Origin of the sequence: Kitasatospora sp. NBC_00374 (assembly GCF_041434935.1) — a bacterium.
GTDB lineage: Bacteria > Actinomycetota > Actinomycetes > Streptomycetales > Streptomycetaceae > Kitasatospora.
In genome coordinates, this window is sequence record NZ_CP107964.1 from 4,942,432 (window position 1) to 4,959,709 (window position 17,278).

Annotated in this window: 15 protein-coding genes, 1 tRNA gene and 1 pseudogene; 14 read left to right on the forward strand and 3 right to left on the reverse strand. The window is 74.0% G+C overall.

Annotation, left to right across the window (positions count from 1 at the left end; all coding sequences use genetic code 11):
• The first annotated feature begins 49 nt into the window (after positions 1-49).
• The 7 genes from glp (at position 50) to OG871_RS22310 (ending at position 7,106) form a co-directional block, all read left to right on the forward strand.
• Positions 50-1,300, forward strand: a complete 1,251-nt coding sequence (gene glp / locus OG871_RS22280) for a gephyrin-like molybdotransferase Glp (RefSeq protein WP_371498738.1) — start codon at positions 50-52, stop codon at positions 1,298-1,300.
• Between the two features lie 165 nt (positions 1,301-1,465).
• On the forward strand, positions 1,466-1,903 hold the full coding sequence (gene moaC / locus OG871_RS22285) for a cyclic pyranopterin monophosphate synthase MoaC (protein WP_371503386.1): 438 nt from the start codon (positions 1,466-1,468) through the stop codon (positions 1,901-1,903).
• Positions 1,900-2,433 (forward strand): molybdenum cofactor biosynthesis protein B, encoded by a 534-nt coding sequence (locus OG871_RS22290; protein WP_371498739.1) that lies wholly within the window; start codon positions 1,900-1,902, stop codon positions 2,431-2,433. The genes moaC and OG871_RS22290 overlap by 4 nt, the downstream gene beginning before the upstream one ends.
• A complete protein-coding gene (locus OG871_RS22295) occupies positions 2,430-3,056 on the forward strand; it encodes a GNAT family N-acetyltransferase (protein WP_371503387.1) in 627 nt (208 codons plus the stop codon). The genes OG871_RS22290 and OG871_RS22295 overlap by 4 nt, the downstream gene beginning before the upstream one ends.
• A gap of 150 nt (positions 3,057-3,206) precedes the next feature.
• Positions 3,207-4,364, forward strand: coding sequence for a gephyrin-like molybdotransferase receptor GlpR (gene glpR / locus OG871_RS22300; RefSeq protein ID WP_371498740.1), 1,158 nt, complete (start codon positions 3,207-3,209; stop codon positions 4,362-4,364).
• Positions 4,365-4,468: 104 nt separating this feature from the next.
• Positions 4,469-4,542: transfer RNA gene (locus OG871_RS22305), tRNA-Ala, on the forward strand.
• 287 nt (positions 4,543-4,829) lie between these two features.
• Positions 4,830-7,106, forward strand: coding sequence for a germacradienol/geosmin synthase (locus OG871_RS22310; RefSeq protein ID WP_371498741.1), 2,277 nt, complete (start codon positions 4,830-4,832; stop codon positions 7,104-7,106).
• A 91-nt stretch (positions 7,107-7,197) separates the two neighbouring features.
• Here the strand turns inward: OG871_RS22310 and OG871_RS22315 are convergent.
• The 3 genes and pseudogenes from OG871_RS22315 to OG871_RS22325 all read right to left on the reverse strand — a co-directional run.
• Positions 7,198-7,611, reverse strand: a pseudogene (locus OG871_RS22315) (MFS transporter); the annotation flags it as partial.
• A gap of 221 nt (positions 7,612-7,832) precedes the next feature.
• Positions 7,833-8,753, reverse strand: a complete 921-nt coding sequence (locus OG871_RS22320; RefSeq protein WP_371498742.1) for a peptidase — start codon at positions 8,751-8,753, stop codon at positions 7,833-7,835.
• Positions 8,754-8,755: 2 nt separating this feature from the next.
• The gene (locus OG871_RS22325) at positions 8,756-10,102 is read right to left on the reverse strand and encodes a VWA domain-containing protein (RefSeq protein WP_371498743.1); all 1,347 of its coding nucleotides are present in this window, start codon (positions 10,100-10,102) and stop codon (positions 8,756-8,758) included.
• A gap of 70 nt (positions 10,103-10,172) precedes the next feature.
• Here OG871_RS22325 and OG871_RS22330 point away from each other — a divergent pair, with 70 nt between their 5' ends.
• The 7 genes from OG871_RS22330 to OG871_RS22360 all read left to right on the forward strand — a co-directional run bounded on the left by OG871_RS22330 (position 10,173) and on the right by OG871_RS22360 (position 17,240).
• Positions 10,173-11,012 carry an ATP-binding cassette domain-containing protein gene (locus tag OG871_RS22330; RefSeq protein WP_371498744.1) on the forward strand — a complete coding sequence of 280 codons (840 nt, stop codon included), beginning with the start codon at positions 10,173-10,175 and terminating at the stop codon, positions 11,010-11,012.
• Positions 11,009-11,662: an ABC transporter gene (locus OG871_RS22335; RefSeq protein WP_371498745.1), complete on the forward strand. Its 654-nt coding sequence runs from the start codon at positions 11,009-11,011 to the stop codon at positions 11,660-11,662. The genes OG871_RS22330 and OG871_RS22335 overlap by 4 nt, the downstream gene beginning before the upstream one ends.
• A gap of 146 nt (positions 11,663-11,808) precedes the next feature.
• Positions 11,809-12,309, forward strand: coding sequence for a DUF1269 domain-containing protein (locus OG871_RS22340; RefSeq protein ID WP_371498746.1), 501 nt, complete (start codon positions 11,809-11,811; stop codon positions 12,307-12,309).
• Positions 12,310-12,386: 77 nt separating this feature from the next.
• Positions 12,387-13,739 carry an FtsW/RodA/SpoVE family cell cycle protein gene (locus OG871_RS22345; RefSeq protein ID WP_371498747.1) on the forward strand — a complete coding sequence of 451 codons (1,353 nt, stop codon included), beginning with the start codon at positions 12,387-12,389 and terminating at the stop codon, positions 13,737-13,739.
• Positions 13,739-15,262 carry a penicillin-binding transpeptidase domain-containing protein gene (locus OG871_RS22350; protein WP_371498748.1) on the forward strand — a complete coding sequence of 508 codons (1,524 nt, stop codon included), beginning with the start codon at positions 13,739-13,741 and terminating at the stop codon, positions 15,260-15,262. Before OG871_RS22345 ends, OG871_RS22350 begins: the two co-directional genes overlap by 1 nt.
• Before the next feature lie 215 nt (positions 15,263-15,477).
• A complete protein-coding gene (locus OG871_RS22355; protein ID WP_371498749.1) occupies positions 15,478-15,801 on the forward strand; it encodes a hypothetical protein in 324 nt (107 codons plus the stop codon).
• 113 nt (positions 15,802-15,914) lie between these two features.
• Complete coding sequence (locus OG871_RS22360) at positions 15,915-17,240, forward strand: glycosyltransferase 87 family protein (protein WP_371498750.1); 1,326 nt, start codon at positions 15,915-15,917, stop codon at positions 17,238-17,240.
• Positions 17,241-17,278 lie beyond the last annotated feature (38 nt).

The following is a 17,278-nucleotide window of genomic DNA, read 5'->3' on the forward strand; positions in this document are numbered from 1 at the left end:
GACCGACAACCCCTGTTGCGAGGAGCCCCCGGCCCCGGCGGCGCCCCGCATGTGGAGCGTCGACGAGCACCTGGCCGACGTGCTCTCCGGCATCGCCCCGCTGCCCCCGATCGAGCTCCAGCTGCTCGACGCCCAGGGCTGCCGACTGGCCGAGGACGTCGTCTCCGACGTCGACCTGCCGCCCTTCGACAACAGCTCGATGGACGGGTACGCCGTCCGCACCGCCGACACCGCCCGCGCCACCGGCGAGTACCCCTCGGTGCTCGCCGTGGTCGGCGACATCGCCGCCGGAGCGGGCGAGCTGCCCAAGGTCGGCCCCGGCCAGGCCGCCCGGATCATGACGGGCGCACCGCTGCCGCCCGGCGCGGAGGCCGTCGCCCCGGTCGAGTGGACCGACGGCGGCACCGGCACCGGGCAGGCCGCCGACGCGATGTCCGCCGCCGTCGCCGACGAGGAGGTCCGGGTGCTGCGCCCGGTCGGCGAGGGCGCCCACATCCGCCGCCGCGGCAGTGACCTCGCCAGCGGCGACCGGGTCCTCGACGCCGGCACCGTGCTCGGCCCGACCCAGCTCGGCCTGCTCGCCGCGATCGGCCGCGGCACCGTCAGGGTGCGTCCCCGGCCGCGCGTGGTGGTGCTCTCCACCGGCAGCGAGCTGGTCCAGCCGGGCGAGCCCGTCGGCCCCGGCCGGATCTCCGACTCCAACAGCTTCACCCTCACCGCGGCCGCCCGGGACGCCGGCGCCATCGCGTACCGGGTCGGCGGAGTCCCCGACGACGCGGCGGTGCTGCGCTCCGTCCTGGAGGACCAGCTCGGCCGGGCCGACCTGATCGTCACCAGCGGCGGCGTCAGCGTCGGCGCGTACGACGTGGTCAAGGAGGTCTTCGAGAGCTACGGCGGAATGGACTTCCGCCGGCTGCGGATGCAGCCCGGCAAACCCCAGGGCTTCGGCCGGATCGGTGCGGGCGCCGGCGTCCCGCTGCTCGCCCTGCCCGGCAACCCGGTCAGCTCGTACATCTCGTTCGAACTCTTCGTCCGCCCGGTGATCCGCACCATGCTCGGCGCGCCCGACGTCCACCGCCCGGTGGTGCCCGCGCTCTGCACCGCGGACCTGCGCTCCCCGGCCGGTCGCCGGCAGTTCCTGCGCGGCCGGTACGCCGACGGCCGGGTGACCCCGGTCGGCGGCGAGGGCTCGCACCTGGTCGGCGCCCTGGCCCGGGCCAACTGTCTGATCACCGTCCCCGAGGACACCACCGCCGTCCCGGCCGGCACCACCCTCGACGTCGTGCTCCTGACCGACTGAGCCCCGATCCTCCCAGGGCCGCCCGGGCCCCCGGCGAACGAGCCGAGCGCCGAACAAGCTGCTGTACGGTAGCGCGGTATTCGACCCGCGCTCCTGGAGTGACCCGTGACCGACAACCCAAGCGGCGACCGCCTCACCCACGTCGACGACACCGGCGCAGCCCGGATGGTCGACGTCTCGGAGAAGGCCACCACCGTCCGCACCGCGGTAGCCGCCGGCCGGGTCCGGGTCTCCGCCCGTGTGATCGAACTGCTCCGCGGCGAGGGCGTCCCCAAGGGCGACGCCCTCGCGGTGGCGCGGATCGCCGGGATCATGGGTGCCAAGAAGACCCCCGACCTGATCCCGCTCTGCCATCCGATCGCCATCTCCGGCGTCACGGTCGACCTGACCGTCACCGACGAAGCCGTCGAGATCACCGCCACGGTGCGGACCGCCGACCGCACCGGCGTCGAGATGGAGGCCCTCACCGCCGTCGCGGTGGCCGGACTGACCGTGATCGACATGGTCAAGGCCGTCGACAAGGCCGCCGCCGTCGAGGACGTCCGCGTCCTCACCAAGACCGGGGGCAAGAGCGGCGACTGGGCCCGCGAGGACGCCCGGTGAGGGCCCTCGCCGTCACCGTGTCCAACCGCGCCTCGGCCGGCGTCTACGAGGACAAGGGCGGGCCGCTGCTGGTGGCCGGCCTGGAGCGGATGGGCTTCACCGTGGACGGCCCGCAGGTCGTGCCGGACGGCGAGCCGGTCGAGGCGGCGCTGCGCTCCGCCGTCGCCGCCGGCTACGACGTGGTGCTCACCACCGGCGGCACCGGTATCTCGCCGATGGACCTCACCCCCGAGATGACCGCCCGGGTGATCGACCGCCGGATCCCGGGCATCCCCGAGGCCATCCGGGCGTACGGGCGGGAGAAGGTACCGACCTCCGCGCTGTCCCGGGGGCTGGCGGGCCTGGCCGGACGTACCCTGATCGTCAACCTGCCGGGCTCGACCGGCGGGGTCAAGGACGGCCTGGCCGTGCTCGCACCGCTGCTCCCGCACGCCGTGGACCAGCTGGCCGGCGGGGACCACCCCCGACCCGACGCCGCCCCCGCTCCCGCCCCCGCCGAGCCCCGGCCGTCCGAGGGGAGTACGAGCTGAACGCGGGCTGGCCGGTCGAACTGCGCGAGGGCGAGATCACGCTGCGCCCCATCCGGGTCCGGGACCAGCGTTCCTGGCAGGAGGTCAGCCGCCGCAACCGGGACTGGCTGCGGCGCTGGGAGGCCACCGTCCCGCCCGCTCCGGCGGGGACCTCGGCCGGGACCCGGCCGACCTACCGGCAGATGGTCCGCTACCTGCGCAACGAGGCGGCGGCCGGCCGGATGCTGCCGTTCGTGGTGCTGTACGGGGACCAACTGGTGGGCCAGCTCACGGTCGGCGGGATCACCTGGGGCTCGATGTGCTCGGCCAACGTCGGCTACTGGATCGACGAGACGGCCGCCGGGAGGGGCATCATGCCGACCGCCGTCGCGCTCGCCGTCGACCACTGCTTCCGGGCCCTGGGCCTGCACCGCATCGAGGTCTGTATCCGGCCCGAGAACCGGCCGAGCCGGCGGGTGGTGGAGAAGCTCGGTTTCCGCGAGGAGGGCACCCGGCCGCGCTACCTCCACATCGACGGGGACTGGCGGGACCACCTCGTGTACGCACTGACGGTGGAGGAGGTCCCGGAAGGGATGCTGACCCGCTGGCGGTCGATCAGAAGTGGCCATCGGCACGGTAATTGAATGTATGTTCGAAATAGATATCGATATGGCATCGCGCCCGGGTCGAGCCAGCACAAATACCGGCAAAATAGTCGGAGAATCAGCTTGATCGCACGACACGCCGTGCCAAATTGCTGCCAGGCCTTCCCCTGCGCCCGTACCGTGTGAAACGTGAGCAGTAGCGGCCTTATCTACGCGGTCATCGTAGGGGCCTGGGCTGCCTATCTGGTGCCGATGTGGCTCCGCAGGCAGGACGAGCTCAACGAGTCGCGTCCGACGGAACGCTTCAGCACCGCGATCCGCCTGCTGGCCGGACGATCGGCCATGGAGCGGCGAGCGGCCAGGACCCTGGGTGACCAGACCGGGACCGGCGACGGGGCGACCGAGCCCGCGTCCGCCGAGTCCGACACCGAGCCCGAGCCCGAGCCCGGGCTCGCGCGCGAGCCGGAACCCGAGCCCGCGCCCGATCCGGCGCGCGGCGAACCGGCGTGCCCGGAACCGGCCGAGGTGCACCGTGAGCCCTCCCCCGGGAGCGACGGCGCGCCCGGGAGCGGCCACGGCGCCATCCACGGCAACGGCGCCATCCACGGCCACGGCTCCACCCACGGGCAGGCCTCCGCCGAGCGCCGGGCGCGGCTGCTCGCGCGGCGGCGCCGGATGGTCACCGCGCTCTTCCTCGCCTTCGCGCTGGGCGCCGTCGTGGCGGCCGTGGCGGGCGTCGCCTTCATCTGGGTGCCGATGGTGCCCGCCCTCCTCCTCACCCTCTACATCGGCCATCTCCGCCGGCTGGAGCGCCAGCGCTTCGAGGTGAAGCTGGACCGGGCACGGGCCGCCCAGGCCGCCGAGCGGCTGCGGGCCCGCGAGCGTGAGCGCGCCGCGCCGACGCCGGCGGAGGAGCCGGAGCGGGCCGACCGGCACGACGCGGCCCACGCCACGGACCCGGGGCGCCCGCACCTGCGGCTGGCCACCGAGCCCGGCGGCCACGAACCCCACGCCGACCGCGGCCCGCGCGGCGCCCGGCCGGAGTCCGCGACCACGGCCGTCGCCGAGGCCACCGAGCACGAGGAGTGGGTGGACGGCATGCGGGAGCGCGGCGCGGCCGGCCCCGACTCCTGGGAGCCCGTGCCCGTCCCGCTGCCCACCTACGTGACCGCCCCGGTCGCGCCCCGGGTCACCCGGAGCCTGGACCTGGGCTCGCCCGGCACCTGGGACTCCGGCCGCACGGCGGCGGAGCCCCGCAACACGCCGCTCTTCGACCAGTACGCCGAGCACGCCCCGCCACCGGCCGAGGCCGAGAGCCGGCCACGCCTGCGGGCCGCCAACGAATGACCGCCCCACCGCCCCGTCGCAGGCCACCGCCACCGCGACGGGGCGGTGGCCGTTCGGGGGCGGTCATGAGTGCCCCCGCAGAGGTGATAGAGTTCTTTCTCGTTGGGGCTGTGGCGCAGTCCGGTAGCGCACCTCGTTCGCATCGAGGGGGTCAGGGGTTCGAATCCCCTCAGCTCCACCCAACGGAAGTCCCGCCCGATCGTTCTGATCGGGCGGGACTTCTGCGTTGTGCGGCCGGGGTCGGGGTGGAGGCCCGGGCGGACGGGTGGTCAGTGAGGCCGTGGGGGAGGCCCGGTGGGGCGGGTGTCTCGGTGAGCTTCACCCGATCGGGCGAGTTTCCGGCGGCCGTCCGGGAGCGACCGGTCCGGCCGCCTAGCCTCGTGACGGATCATCAGGCGCCCGGCAGAGCCGTTGCCCGCTCCCGCTGGTCCTGGTGCCGCCATCGTCGACGAAGGGCCGACGCACGTGTCGCAGCCGTTTGAACTGCCGGACTTCTACATGCCGTATCCGGCCCGGCTCAACCCGCATCTGGAGGAGGCCCGGGAGCACACCAAGCGGTGGGCCCGCGGGATGGGGATGCTGGAGGGGTCGGGCGTCTGGGACGAGCACGACCTCGACTCGCACGACTACGCCCTGCTCTGTGCGTACACCCACCCGGACTGCGACGGCCCGACGCTCTCCCTGGTGACGGACTGGTACGTCTGGGTCTTCTTCTTCGACGACCACTTCCTGGAGGTCTTCAAGCGCCCGCAGGACCGCAAGGCCGGCAAGGAGTACCTCGACCGGCTGCCGGCCTTCATGCCGATGGACCTGGCCGACGGCTTCCCGGAGCCGACCAACCCGGTCGAGGCGGGCCTGGCCGACCTGTGGGCCCGGACGGTGCCGGCCATGTCGATGGCCTGGCGCGAGCGCTTCGCCGAGAGCACCAGGAACCTGCTGAACGAGTCCGACTGGGAACTCGCCAACATCGACATCCACCGGATCGCCAACCCGGTCGAGTACATCGAGATGCGTCGGAAGGTCGGCGGCGCGCCCTGGTCGGCCGGTCTGATCGAGTACGCGGCGCAGGCCGAGGTGCCGGCCCCGGTGGCCGACTCCCGCGCGCTGCGGGTGCTCAGGGACGCCTTCTCGGACGGGGTGCACCTGCGCAACGACCTGTTCTCGTACGAGCGGGAGATCCTCGACGAGGGCGAGCTGAGCAACGGCGTCCTGGTCCTGGAGACCTTCCTGAACTGCACCACCCAGGAGGCCGCGGACGCCGTCAACGAGCTGCTCACCTCACGCCTCCAGCAGTTCGAGAACACTGCGCTCACCGAGCTCGGCCCGCTGTTCGCGGAGAATGGGCTGGATCCGCTCGGCGCGGCCCGGGTGCTGGCGTACGTCAAGGGCCTGCAGGACTGGCAGTCGGGCGGCCACGAGTGGCACATGCGCTCCAGCCGGTACATGAACGGCAGCGCCGAGGGCGCGGCGGCGGCCACCCGGTGGGAGCCGTACCGGATCGGCGGCATCGGCACCACGGCCGCGGACCTCACCCGGGCCACCGGGCTGCTGGACGCGGGCAGCCGGCGGCGCAGCCACAGCCACGTGCCGTTCCGGAAGACCGGGCCCTCGCAACTGCCCGACTTCCACATGCCGTTCCAGCTCACCCTCAGCCCGTACCTGGACCAGGCCCGGCGGAACATGGTCGACTGGTGCCACCGGATGCGCATGCTGGAGATCCAGCCGGGGGATCCGGGCTCGCACGTGTGGACCGAGGAGAAACTGCTCGACTACGACCTCCCGCTCTGCGCCGCGGGCATCCACCCGGATGCCACGCTGGAGGAGCTGGACCTCACCTCGGGCTGGCTGGCCTGGGGCACCTACGCGGACGACTACTACCCGGTGGTCTTCGGCCGCACCCGGGACCTGGCCGGCGCGAAGGCCACCACCGAGCGGCTCGCGTCCTTCATGCCGGTCGACGGCGAGCCGGCCCCGGTGCCGCTGACCGGGATGGAGCGGGGCCTGGCCGACCTCTGGGAGCGGACCGCGGGCCCGATGCCGGTCGAGCACCGCCGCAAGTTCCGCCAGACCATCGAGGACATGACCGCCAGCTGGCTGTGGGAGCTGGCCAACCAGGCTCAGAACCGCATCCCCGATCCGGTGGACTACATGGAGATGCGCCGCGCGACCTTCGGTTCCGACCTCACCATGAGCCTGTGCCGGCTCTCGCACGGGAACGAGGTCCCGGCGGAGATCTACCAGAGCGGGCCGATGCGCTCACTGGAGAACGCGGCCGCCGACTACGCCTGTCTGATCAACGACGTCTTCTCGTACCAGAAGGAGCTGGAGTACGAGGGCGAGTTCCACAACGCCGTCCTGGTGGTGCAGAACTTCTTCGACTGCGACTATCCGACCGGCCTGGCCATGGTCCACGAGCTGATGACCTCGCGGATGGAGCAGTTCCAGCACGTCGCCGGGACGGAGCTGCCGCTGCTGTACGAGGGCTACGACCTGAGCCCGGAGGCGCGGAAGATCCTCGACGGCTACGTGAAGGAGCTGGAGAACTGGCTCTCGGGCATCCTCAAGTGGCACCAGGACTGCCGCCGTTACGGGGAGCAGGACCTGATCCGTCAGTTCGCCCCCGAACTCCCCGGCCGCGGCCGGCCCGCGGCGGCGGCCCCGGGCGGCGCCGACCGGTTCGCCCCGACCGGCCTCGGCACCTCGGCCGTCCGCGTCCTCGAACTGCTCGGCGCCGGCCGCTGAGCGGGCAGGCCCGGCCTGCCCCCGCCGCCGTGCGGGCGGCAGGCCGGTCTCAGCCGACCGGGGCGGGCTCCGGGAGCGGTGCGGCCGGTGCGGCGGCCCGGGTCCGGCGCTCCAGGGTGACCGAGACGACCGCGAGGACCAGCGCGGCGGCGGCGAGCAGGGCGCCGACCCGGTAGCGGCCGCCGACCAGGTTGCCGGCCACCATGCCGAGCCCGAAGAGCACCAGCAGCCAGGTCACCGAGCCGTCCGCGTACCCGGCGGCCTCGGTCGTCATCGGCGCGATGTAGGTGATCGCGGCGAACACGCCGCCGAAGCCGAGCACGGTCATCGCCATCGCGAGGACCACCTGGACGCCCCGGAAGGCGGCCAGTTCACGGCGGATCCGGGCCTCGCCGGGGCGGGGCGGCTCGTCCTGCGGGATCAGCGCGGCGATGCCGAGCAGCCCGAGCACGCCGAGCCCGGCCACCAGGGCGAAGGTGAAGCGCCAGCCGAGCAGCGGGCCGAGCTCGCGCCGCTGGTCGCCGCCGTCCGCGGCCTCGACGTACCGGGCCCGGCGCCGCGCAGGCCCGCACCGGTCGGCTGACCGGCGGATCGAGCGCAGGTGTCGCAGACGCCGACGACATGCCGAAGGCCCGGCCGGAGTGAATCCGGCCGGGCCTTCGGCACGAAGCGAACCGTCAGTCGTCAGTCGTCAGTCGTCGGACCTCGGACGTCGGGCTCCGGGCATCACGAGCGGTACGGGTCGGGCTGCGGGGCCTGGGTCTGGCGGGGCACCGGCGCGGGGCCGGTCGGGCGCCGCCCGCGCGGGTGCCTGGTCAGGGTGTAGCCCGCGACTCCGGCCAGGGCGGCCAGGGCGCCGCCCGCCAGCGTCCAGAACCAGCGGGTGTTCCAGCCGGAGAAGATGTCCGAGTACCAGTGGGACTCGGGTTCGACCGGCGCGGCGGCCCGGGTGGTGGAGGCGGCCGGGGCCGCGGTGGCCCCGGCGGCGGCGGTGGCGCCGGCGTTGACCGGCGGTACCAGCGGGGCCTTCAGCGAGCCGCCCTCCGGCTGGGCGTCGTCCGCCCCGCCCTTGGCGGTGACGTGCAGCTGCACCTGGGCGGCCAGGCCCAGGTCCTGCTGTGGGACGTCGGCGACCGACAGCCGGACGTAGTACGTGCCCGGCAGCGGGTCGCCGGACCACGGCTCGGCCCAGGACCGGATCTGCCGGAGCGTGCAGCTCAGCGCCACCGAGGCGGAGCCCTGCTGGGCGGTGGCGTTCTGCGGCCCGGCGGTGCAGGACTGGCGGCGGCGCAGGCCGTCGAACAGCTCCACCGACCAGGTCTGCGGCCCGGTCCGGTCGGTCGAGGGCGGCAGTGTGACGGTGACCTGCACCGTGTCGGTCTGGCCCTCGGAGGCGGCGAACGCCCAGTACAGGTAGTCACCGGTGGAGGCGGCCACCTTGGCGTCCTGCCCGGGGGCCAGGGTGGCCGCGGTCAGGAAGGTGGTGCCCGCGGTGGTCACCGGCCCGGTCGAGGCCGACGAGGAGGGCGAGGGGGAGGCGGAGGGCGAGGCGGCCGAGGCCGCCGGTGCGGCCAGCGCGGTCAGGCCCAGGGTGAGCGCGGAGACCGCGAGGGCCGGGGCCCGCAGGGTGGTGGGTGTCGTACGCATCGTCAGTTCTCCCGCCAGACGGCGATTCGCCAGCGTGCCACCCAGCCGAAGACCAGCCCGGTGAGCAGCCCGGCCAGGGTCAGCGTGAGCAGAAGGATCCAGCCCCGGCCGAGGCCCATGGCCGGACCGTCGGGGGCGGGCGAGGCGGCGGCCACGTCCACGGTCAGTTCCAGCGGCAGTCCGGGTTCGGCCTGCACGCCCGCCTGGGCGGCGAAGGAGTTGCTGACGATCAGGCAGACCGTGCCGTCGGTGCCCGGCTTGCCGGTGGCGGACGGGGAGGCGCTCTTCGAGGCGTCCGGGTCGCCGGGGGCGGACCAGCGCACGCCGGTCGAGGCGACGTCGGTGCGTCCGCTGCCGGCGTCGGTGCCGCGTACGAGCTCCTGGCCGGCCGCGTCGGTGGCCTGCAGCAGCACCCCGTAGTCCCGGGCGACCGCCCGGTCGGGGGTGACGCTGACCGAGGCGCGCAGCTCCTGGCCGGGCTTGACCGGCACCCGGTAGACGCGGTGCTCGGAGAACTTCTCACGGTCCGCGTAGACGCCGGGGGTGAGGACCGGGGCGGTCTCGCACTTGTCGGTGCCGGTGGTCTTGGCGGGCGTCACGTTGTGGGTCTCGGCGGCCCGGCCGACCAGCTGCGTGACCTTCTGGGTCAGCTGCTCCTGGGTGCGGACGTCGGTGTAGGTGCCGCCGGTCGCGTTGGCGATGCACAGCAGCTGCTGGCGGGTCTTGTCGTCGTGGGCCAGGCCGAGGGTGTCCACCACCAGGGGGATGCCCCGGGCGGCGAGCTCGCGGGCCACGTCGCACGGGTCCGGCGGGGCGCAGGAGTCCTCGCCGTCGGTGATCAGCACCACCCGGCGGGTGGTCGGGCCGTCGCCGAGGTCCTGGGCGGCGCCGCGCAGGGCGAGCCCGATCGGGGTCCAGCCGGTGGGCCGCAGGGTGGCCACCGCGGTCTTGGCCTCGACCTTGTTGGTCTTCCCGACCGGGAAGAGCTGCTTGGTGTCCTTGCAGCCCTCGGCCTTGTCGCCGCCCGGGTAGGTGGCGCCCAGGGTGCGGATGCCGAAGTCGGTCTCGGCCGGGAGGGCGTCGATGACCTCACTCAGGGACTTCTGGGCGACCGAGATCCGGCTCTTGCCCTGGATGTCCTCGGCCCGCATGGAGCCGCTGACATCGAGGACGAGGTCGACCTTGGGTGCCTCGCGGGTGGCGGCAGCGCCGCCGCTGGGTTCGTCGGCGTGTGCCGGGAGGCCGCTGAGTACCGCACCGGCGGCTATCGCCAGTGCGGCCAGCAGGCCTGCCGGCCGGGCCGGCCGTCGGGATCGGGTGATGGTCACGGCCCGAATCCTATGGATCATCAGTTGGGAACGCCCAATGCGGACCCGTTCTGCGAACTACCCTGCGGGGAAAGAGGGCGAGGGGGAGCCGGTGAGGTTGAGCGGGGTCGGCAAGCGGTACGGCCGCCGCGGGCCGTGGGTGCTGCGCGGGGTTTCGCTGACGGTCGGTCCGGGCGAGCTGGTCCGGATCGAGGGGGCGAACGGCAGCGGCAAGTCGACCCTGCTCAAGTTGGTGGCCGGGATCGAGTCGGCCGGCGCCGGCACCCTGGACGTCCCGGGCCGCCGGGCGTACGTACCGGAGCGGTTCCCGCCCGCGCTGCCCTTCGACGCGCAGACCTACCTGCACCACCTGGGGCTGGTCCACGGCCTGACCCGGGCCGAGGCGCGGCGCAGGGCCGCCCACTGGCTGGAACGTTTCGGCATCGCGGACCGGGCCCGGACGCCGATCGGCCGGCTCTCCAAGGGCACCTGCCAGAAGGTCGCGGTCGCCCAGGCGCTGCTGGCCGAGGCCGATGTCCTGCTGCTCGACGAGGCCTGGACCGGCCTCGACCGGGAGGCCCGCGCGACCCTGGACGAGGCGGCGGCCGAGCGGGCCGCGCAGGGCGGCCGGGTGCTGTTCGTCGACCACGACCCGAACCGTCTCGCCGGGCTCACCACCGCCGGGTACGCCGTCCGCGAGGGTGCGCTGCGGGCCGTAGACCCGCCGGCGCGGGGGCCGTCGGGAGCGCTGGTGCGGATCGAGGTCGAGGGCGAGCTGCCGGCCCGGCTGCCGGGGGCTCCGGCCCGCACGCCGCTGGACGACGGCGGAACGCTGCTGGAGGTGGCGGCCGGGTACTCGGACATCCTGCTGCGCGGCCTGCTCACCGGGCCGACGGGGGCCCACATCCGGTCCGTCCGCCCGGTCGGGCCGCAGCGGGGGGAGTCGGCGTGAGGGTGCTGACGCGGTACCGGCTGGAGCTGCTGGTGCGCTCCCAGCGCTGGCTGCCGCCCGTCCTCGCGTACCTGCTGCTGATGGGCATCGGCGTCACGGCCGGGGACGACCCCAGCGGCATCCTGGGCTGGCAGGCCGGGGTGCTGCTGCCGGTCACCGTCTGGCTGGTGCGCTGCGCGGTGACGGTCGAGCCGGCCGCCTCCCGGGCCTGCCTGGTCACCGCGGCCGGGGCGGCCAGGGTGCACCTGTCCGCGCTGCTCGCGGCGCTGGTGTGCGGGCTGGCGCTGGCCTGCGCCGGGACGGCCGCGGCGCTGGCGGTCGGCGCGCGGCCCGAGGACGCCCTGTGGCGGGTGGCGGGCGCGGGTCTGCTGGCGGGCGTGGTGGCGGTGCTGCTGGGAGTGGCGGTCGGGGCGCTGACCAACCGCCCGGTGCTGCTCGGGTCGCAGTACGGGATCCCGCTCGGCCTGGCCGCGGCCACGCTGGTGGTGGCGGCGCCGGGCTCCCCGGCCAACCTGACCATCCGGACGCTGGTCACCGGCTCCCGGCACGGCGGGGTCGAGCTGCTGCCGTGGCCGCCCGTGGTGGCGCTGCTGGTGGCCGCGGCGGCGACGGCCGGAGCGGCGCTGGTGGCGCGGCGGCGCGCGGAGTAGCGGCCGTGCGGGGCCGTACCGGGCCGTACCGGGCCGGTCCGGCAATATCGGACACACCGGTAGGAAGCCCTATAAATATGGCTAATCCTCGTTAGGGTGCTCGGAGAGCCGGACCCGTACGCGCAGCCGTGGAAAGGACCACCCCCGTGAGCAACCTCTTCGCGATCGCCTACCCGGACCTCGCCACCGCCCAGCAGGTCCGCGAGGAGGCGATCGGCCTGCAGAAGCAGCGGCTGATCGAGCTGGAGGACATCGTCGTGGTGGAACGCCGCGACGACGGGAGGATCAAGCTGCACCAGGCGGTCTCCACCACCGGCGCGGGTGCCGCCTCGGGTGCGCTGTGGGGCGGGGTGATCGGGCTGCTGTTCTTCATGCCGTTCCTGGGTGCGGCGATCGGCGGCGCCACCGGGGCGGCGGTCGGCGCCTCGACGGACGTCGGGGTGGACGACAACTTCATGCGGCAGGTCGGGCAGAACCTGGAGCCGGGCAGCGCCGCGGTCTTCCTGCTGGTCCGCAAGGCCACCGCGGACAAGGTCGTCCCGGCGCTGGCCCGCTTCGGCGGCCGGATCATCCAGACCTCGCTGACCACCGAGGAGGAGGAACACCTGCGCGAGGCCGCCAAGGCGGCGCAGGGCACGGCCCTCTGAGCCGAGCCGTCGTCCGGGGCGGACGGGGCCGATGCCCGTCCGCCCCGCTCCGTATCCCGCCGCCGGACAGGACGCCCGTGGCCACACCCTCAGCGACCGTCCGGGCCGACGTCCCCTCCGGGCCGCCGGTCCGGACCCGACGCAACACCGAACTCGCCCTGCTGGTCGCGGCGGTGCTGATCTCCGTCTTCGGCTACATCGAGGTCGGGGTGAACATCGACGGCAGCGCGCCCGCGGACGTGGCCGGCTACGGCGTCGCGCTGGGGGTGCTCGCCCTGCTGGCGCACGCCGCGGTGCGCTGGAAGGCCCCGTACGCGGATCCGCTGCTGCTGCCGATCGCGATCCTGCTCAACGGCATCGGACTGGTCGTCATCTACCGGCTGGACCGGGCCACGCCGAGGAGTTCGGCGGCCCCCACCCAACTGCTCTGGTCCACCCTCGGGGTGGGCCTGTTCATCGCCGTCGTGCTGCTGCTGCGCGACCATCGGATCCTGCAGCGCTACGCCTACATCGGCGCGCTGGTCGCGCTGGTGCTGCTGGTCCTGCCGATCGCCTTCCCGCCGGTGTACGGCTCCCGGATCTGGATCACGATCGGACCGCTCTCCTTCCAGCCGGGCGAGTTCGCCAAGATCCTGCTGGCGATCTTCTTCGCCGCCTACCTGGCCGTGCACCGGGACGCGCTCGCCCTGACCGGCCGCAAGGTGCTGTGGTTCCAGCTGCCGCGCGGCCGGGTGCTGGGCCCGGTGCTGCTGATCTGGGCGGCCTTCGTCGGCGTGCTGGTGCTGGAGACCGACCTCGGCACCTCGCTGCTGTTCTTCGGCCTGTTCGTGGTGATGCTGTACGTGGCCACCGCCCGTACCGGATGGATCGCCATCGGGCTCTTCCTGGCCGCGGTCGGGGCCGTCGGCGTCGGCTGGCTGTCCCCGCACGTGCACGGCCGGGTGACCGACTGGCTGGACCCGCTCGGCTCGATCGCGGCGGGCCGGGGACCCAACCAGATCGCCCAGTCGCTGTTCGCGTTCGCCTGGGGCGGGCTGCTCGGCACCGGCCTCGGTCTCGGCCGGTCGATCCTGATCGGCTTCGCGGCCAAGTCGGACTTCATCCTGGCCACCATCGGGGAGGAGCTGGGACTGGCCGGCCTGATGGCACTGTTCCTGCTCTACGCCCTGCTGATCTCCCGGGGCTTCAGGACCGGTATCGCGCTGCGCGACCCGTTCGGCCGGCTGCTCGCGATCGGGCTGGCCGCCATCGTCGGCCTGCAGGTCTTCGTGGTGGCCGGCGGGGTGCTCGACCTGATCCCGCTGACCGGGATGACACTGCCGTTCATCGCGCAGGGCGGCTCGTCCGTGGTGACCAACTGGATCATCATCGCGCTGCTGGTCCGGATGAGCGACGTGGCCCGCCGCCCGCTGCCGGCCGAGGAGGTCTGATGCGCCGTCACCACCGGGCGAAGGGCGACTCCTCGGGCGGACCGCAGGGCCTGCCGGGCATCTCCACCACCGGCCGCCGGGCCGGCACCTTCTGCGTGCTGCTGATCGTGGCGCTCGCCGTGCAGGCGACCCGGGTGCAGGTCTTCCAGAAGCACGAGCTGGACCACAACGCGGCCAACCAGCGGCTCACCATCCAGCGCTACGACCAGCCGCGCGGCAACATCCTGGTGGGGGGCGAGCCCGTCACCGGCTCCGAGCCGACCGGCGGCCGGTACGACTACAAGCGCACCTACACCGACGGTTCCCGGTACGCCGCCGTCACCGGCTTCTCCTCGCAGACCTACGGCAACACCCAGCTCGAAGGGGTCTACGACGACCTGCTCTCCGGCACCGACAGCCGGCTCGCGAGCTGGGCGGTCTGGGACACGGTCGCCCGCAGGCAGAACCCGGGCGGCGACGTCCACACCACCATCGACCCGGCGGCCCAGCAGGCGGCGCTCAAGGGGCTCGGCCGCCAGCAGGGCGCGGTCGTCGCACTGGAGCCGGCCACCGGCCGGATCCTGGCGCTGGCCAGCACGCCCTCGTACGACCCGGGCGGCTTCGCCGGGTCGGGCACCGTCGACCGGCAGGCCTGGGACCGACTGCAGGCCGACACCGACCAGCCGATGCTGAACCGGGCGCTGCGCCAGACCTACCCGCCCGGTTCCACCTTCAAGGTGGTCACCGCGGCGGCCGCGCTGACGGCCGGGGTGGTCGACGACATCAACGCGCCGACCGGCGCGCCCTCGCCGTACGTGCTGCCGGGCACCACCACGGAGCTGGTCAACGACACCTCCGCGTGCGACCGGCCGAACCTGTCGCTGGACACCGCGATGGTGCTCTCCTGCAACAGCGTGCTGGGCTATCTCGGGGTGCAGGTGGGGCTGGAGGGGATGGTGTCGATGGCGGAGAGGTTCGGCTTCAACGACGCCGAGCTGGACGTCCCGGTGCGCGCCGCACGGAGCAACTTCGACACCGTCATGAACCGGTCCCAGCTCGCGCTCTCCTCGATCGGCCAGTACGACACCGCCGCGACCCCGCTGGTGATGGCGATGGTCGCGGCGGGTGTCGCCAACGGCGGGCGGGTGATGTATCCACAGCTTGTGGACAAGCTGACGAAGAGCGACGGCAGCTCCGTCCAGGTCATGGAACCGGTCGTCTACAAGGAGGCGCTGAGCTCCGCGGTGGCCGGCCAGGTGCAGCGGCTGATGACCGACGTGGTGGAGAACGGCACCGGCCGCAACGCCCGGATCCCCGGGGCCACCGTCGGCGGCAAGACCGGCACCGCCCAGCACGGGGTCGGCAACTCCGGCACGCCGTTCGCCTGGTTCATCTCCTGGGCCCGGCCGAACGGCTCGGACGACGTACCGCCGGTTGCCGTGGCCGTGGTGATCGCCGACAGCGACGCCACCGACGTCACGGGCGGCGGTCTGGCGGCGCCGATCGCCAGGTCGGTCATGCAGGCGGTGCTGAACGGCCGCTGACCGCCGAGCCGTCGACGGTCAAGCCGCCGAGCAGGGCCGCCACCTGCTGAGCCGCCACCGGCCGGGCGTGCGCGATATGTCTGAATTGTCGGCCCGTATGTGACGATCCGTACAAGGTGGACCTCGGCGCGTACCGTTTGCGCCACTGGTGCATTCGCGGGGTACTGTCCCATCTTTGTTCGGTTGGTCCCGAATGGCACTCCACGGCCCGTCAGGTGACCAGCCGTGCGAACACCCTCGACCCCGCCCAGAAAGGCCGCGCTTTGGCCAGCACCACCGACCTTGGCCGGCAAGTCCTCAGACGCAAGCCCGTCGCCGCCCTGCTGGCCGAGAGCGAGGGCCGCGAGCCGCTGCCCACCGGGGCGCCGGAGGGCGGCGGCCGCTCCGGAATCCACCTGCGCCGCTCGATCGGCCTCTGGCAGCTGTCCGCGTTCGGCGGCGCGCTGGCGGTGGCCGCGGTCGTTTACCTCGGCTACAGCGTCAAGCACTCGCGGCTCGCCGAGACCACGGCGGACCCGGACCCGACCGGGGACAACTGACCAGGTCCGGGGCGGTCGGCGACCGCCGTCCGCCCCGGTCCGGGCCGAAGCTCCACAGAACAAGCGCGCCGAGTGCGGGGACACCGCACACTCGACGGCCTAATCTTCCTGACATGGTGAGCACACGTCCGCCGTTCTCCGCAGAGCAGGCCAGCTGCGCCGTGCACGGCCCGCCCGGGCGGGGCGGCGACGGCCGGGTCCCCCGACAGCGCGGTCCGGCCGGCCGAGGGCCGGGAGGCTGGGTCGGGCGTCAGGGCGTCCAGGCGCTCGGCTGCGCGGTCGCCGCGGGCTGGGCCGGGGCGTTCCCGCTCGTCTCCGACCTGCCGAACCAGGTCTTCTGGGGCACCGTCGCCGCCCCGACCTACGCCCTCGCCGCCGTCCTGTGCCTCACCCTGCCGCCGCGCTGGGGCCCCCGGGCCGCAGCCCTGGTCGCGCTGGTCGGCGCCGTGCTCACCCCGCTGATCCTGCTCGCGCTCAAGGGCCGGCACCAGTCCGAGGTGATGGTGGTCGAGCGCTCCGCCCGGCTGCTGCTGCACACCGGCAGCCCGTACCTGGCCGACCCGGTCGTGGTCTCCGACTACAACCCCTACCTGCCGGCGATGGCCCTGTTCGGACTGCCCCGGGCGGCCCTGGGCAACGCCAACCCCTTCACCCAGGTGCTCGGCGACGCCCGGATCTGGTTCGCGCTCACCCTGCTGGTCTGCCTGCTGGCCTGCTGGCGCCTGCTGCGCCCGGCGACGCCGGGCCGCGCCCCGCTGCTGCCGCTCGCCGCGCTCACCGCGTCACCGCTGATCGCCCTGGCCCTCGCCGTCGGCGGGGTCGACCTGCCGCTGATCGGTGTCTGCTGCCTGGCGATGGCCCTCGCGGCCCGCGGACGCCCGGTCTCCGCCGGGCTGGTGCTCGCGCTCGCCTGCACCCTCAAGTGGACGGCCTGGCCGGCGCTGCCGGTGGCCCTGCTGCTGATCTGGCGGCTGCACGGCCGCCGGCCCGCCGCCCGGGCCGCCGCGGTCTCCCTCTCGGTCAGCGCCGCGGTGATCCTGCCGGTCGCGCTGAGCTCGGCGACGGCGCTGCGCGAACAGGTGGTCCGCTTCCCGCTCGGGTTGACGGCCGTGCACACCCCGGCCGGCAGCCCGCTGCCCGGCAAGATCCTGGCCGGGCTCGGCCCGACCGGGCACACCATCTCGCTCACCCTGCTCTGCCTGGCCGGCCTGGCCATCGCGCTCTGGCTGCTCGCCTACCCCCCGACCTCGGCGGTCGCCGCCTGCGACCTGCTGGCCGCGGGGCTCGCCGTGGCGTTCATGCTCGCCCCGGCCGGCCGCTTCGGGTACCTGGCGCTGCCCGCCGTGCTGGTGCTGTGGCCCCGGCTCGCCACCCGCAGCTGGAGCTGGCGGATCGAGGACGGCCGGGAGCCCGCCCCGGCCGTCCTCGCGGCGGCCTGAACCGCGCGGCCGCCGCGATGCGCGGCCGCGTCGATCGG

What these genes read in the sequence shown, in the direction of transcription:
- glp (WP_371498738.1), top strand. Translation starts at nt 50, where the DNA reads ATGTGGAGCGTCGACGAGCACCTGGCCGACGTGCTCTCCGGCATCGCC.
- moaC (WP_371503386.1), top strand. Translation starts at nt 1,466, where the DNA reads ATGGTCGACGTCTCGGAGAAGGCCACCACCGTCCGCACCGCGGTAGCC.
- OG871_RS22320 (WP_371498742.1), bottom strand. Translation starts at nt 8,753, where the DNA reads ATGCGTACGACACCCACCACCCTGCGGGCCCCGGCCCTCGCGGTCTCC.
- OG871_RS22325 (WP_371498743.1), bottom strand. Translation starts at nt 10,102, where the DNA reads ATGATCCATAGGATTCGGGCCGTGACCATCACCCGATCCCGACGGCCG.
- OG871_RS22350 (WP_371498748.1), top strand. Translation starts at nt 13,739, where the DNA reads ATGCGCCGTCACCACCGGGCGAAGGGCGACTCCTCGGGCGGACCGCAG.
- OG871_RS22360 (WP_371498750.1), top strand. Translation starts at nt 15,915, where the DNA reads ATGGTGAGCACACGTCCGCCGTTCTCCGCAGAGCAGGCCAGCTGCGCC.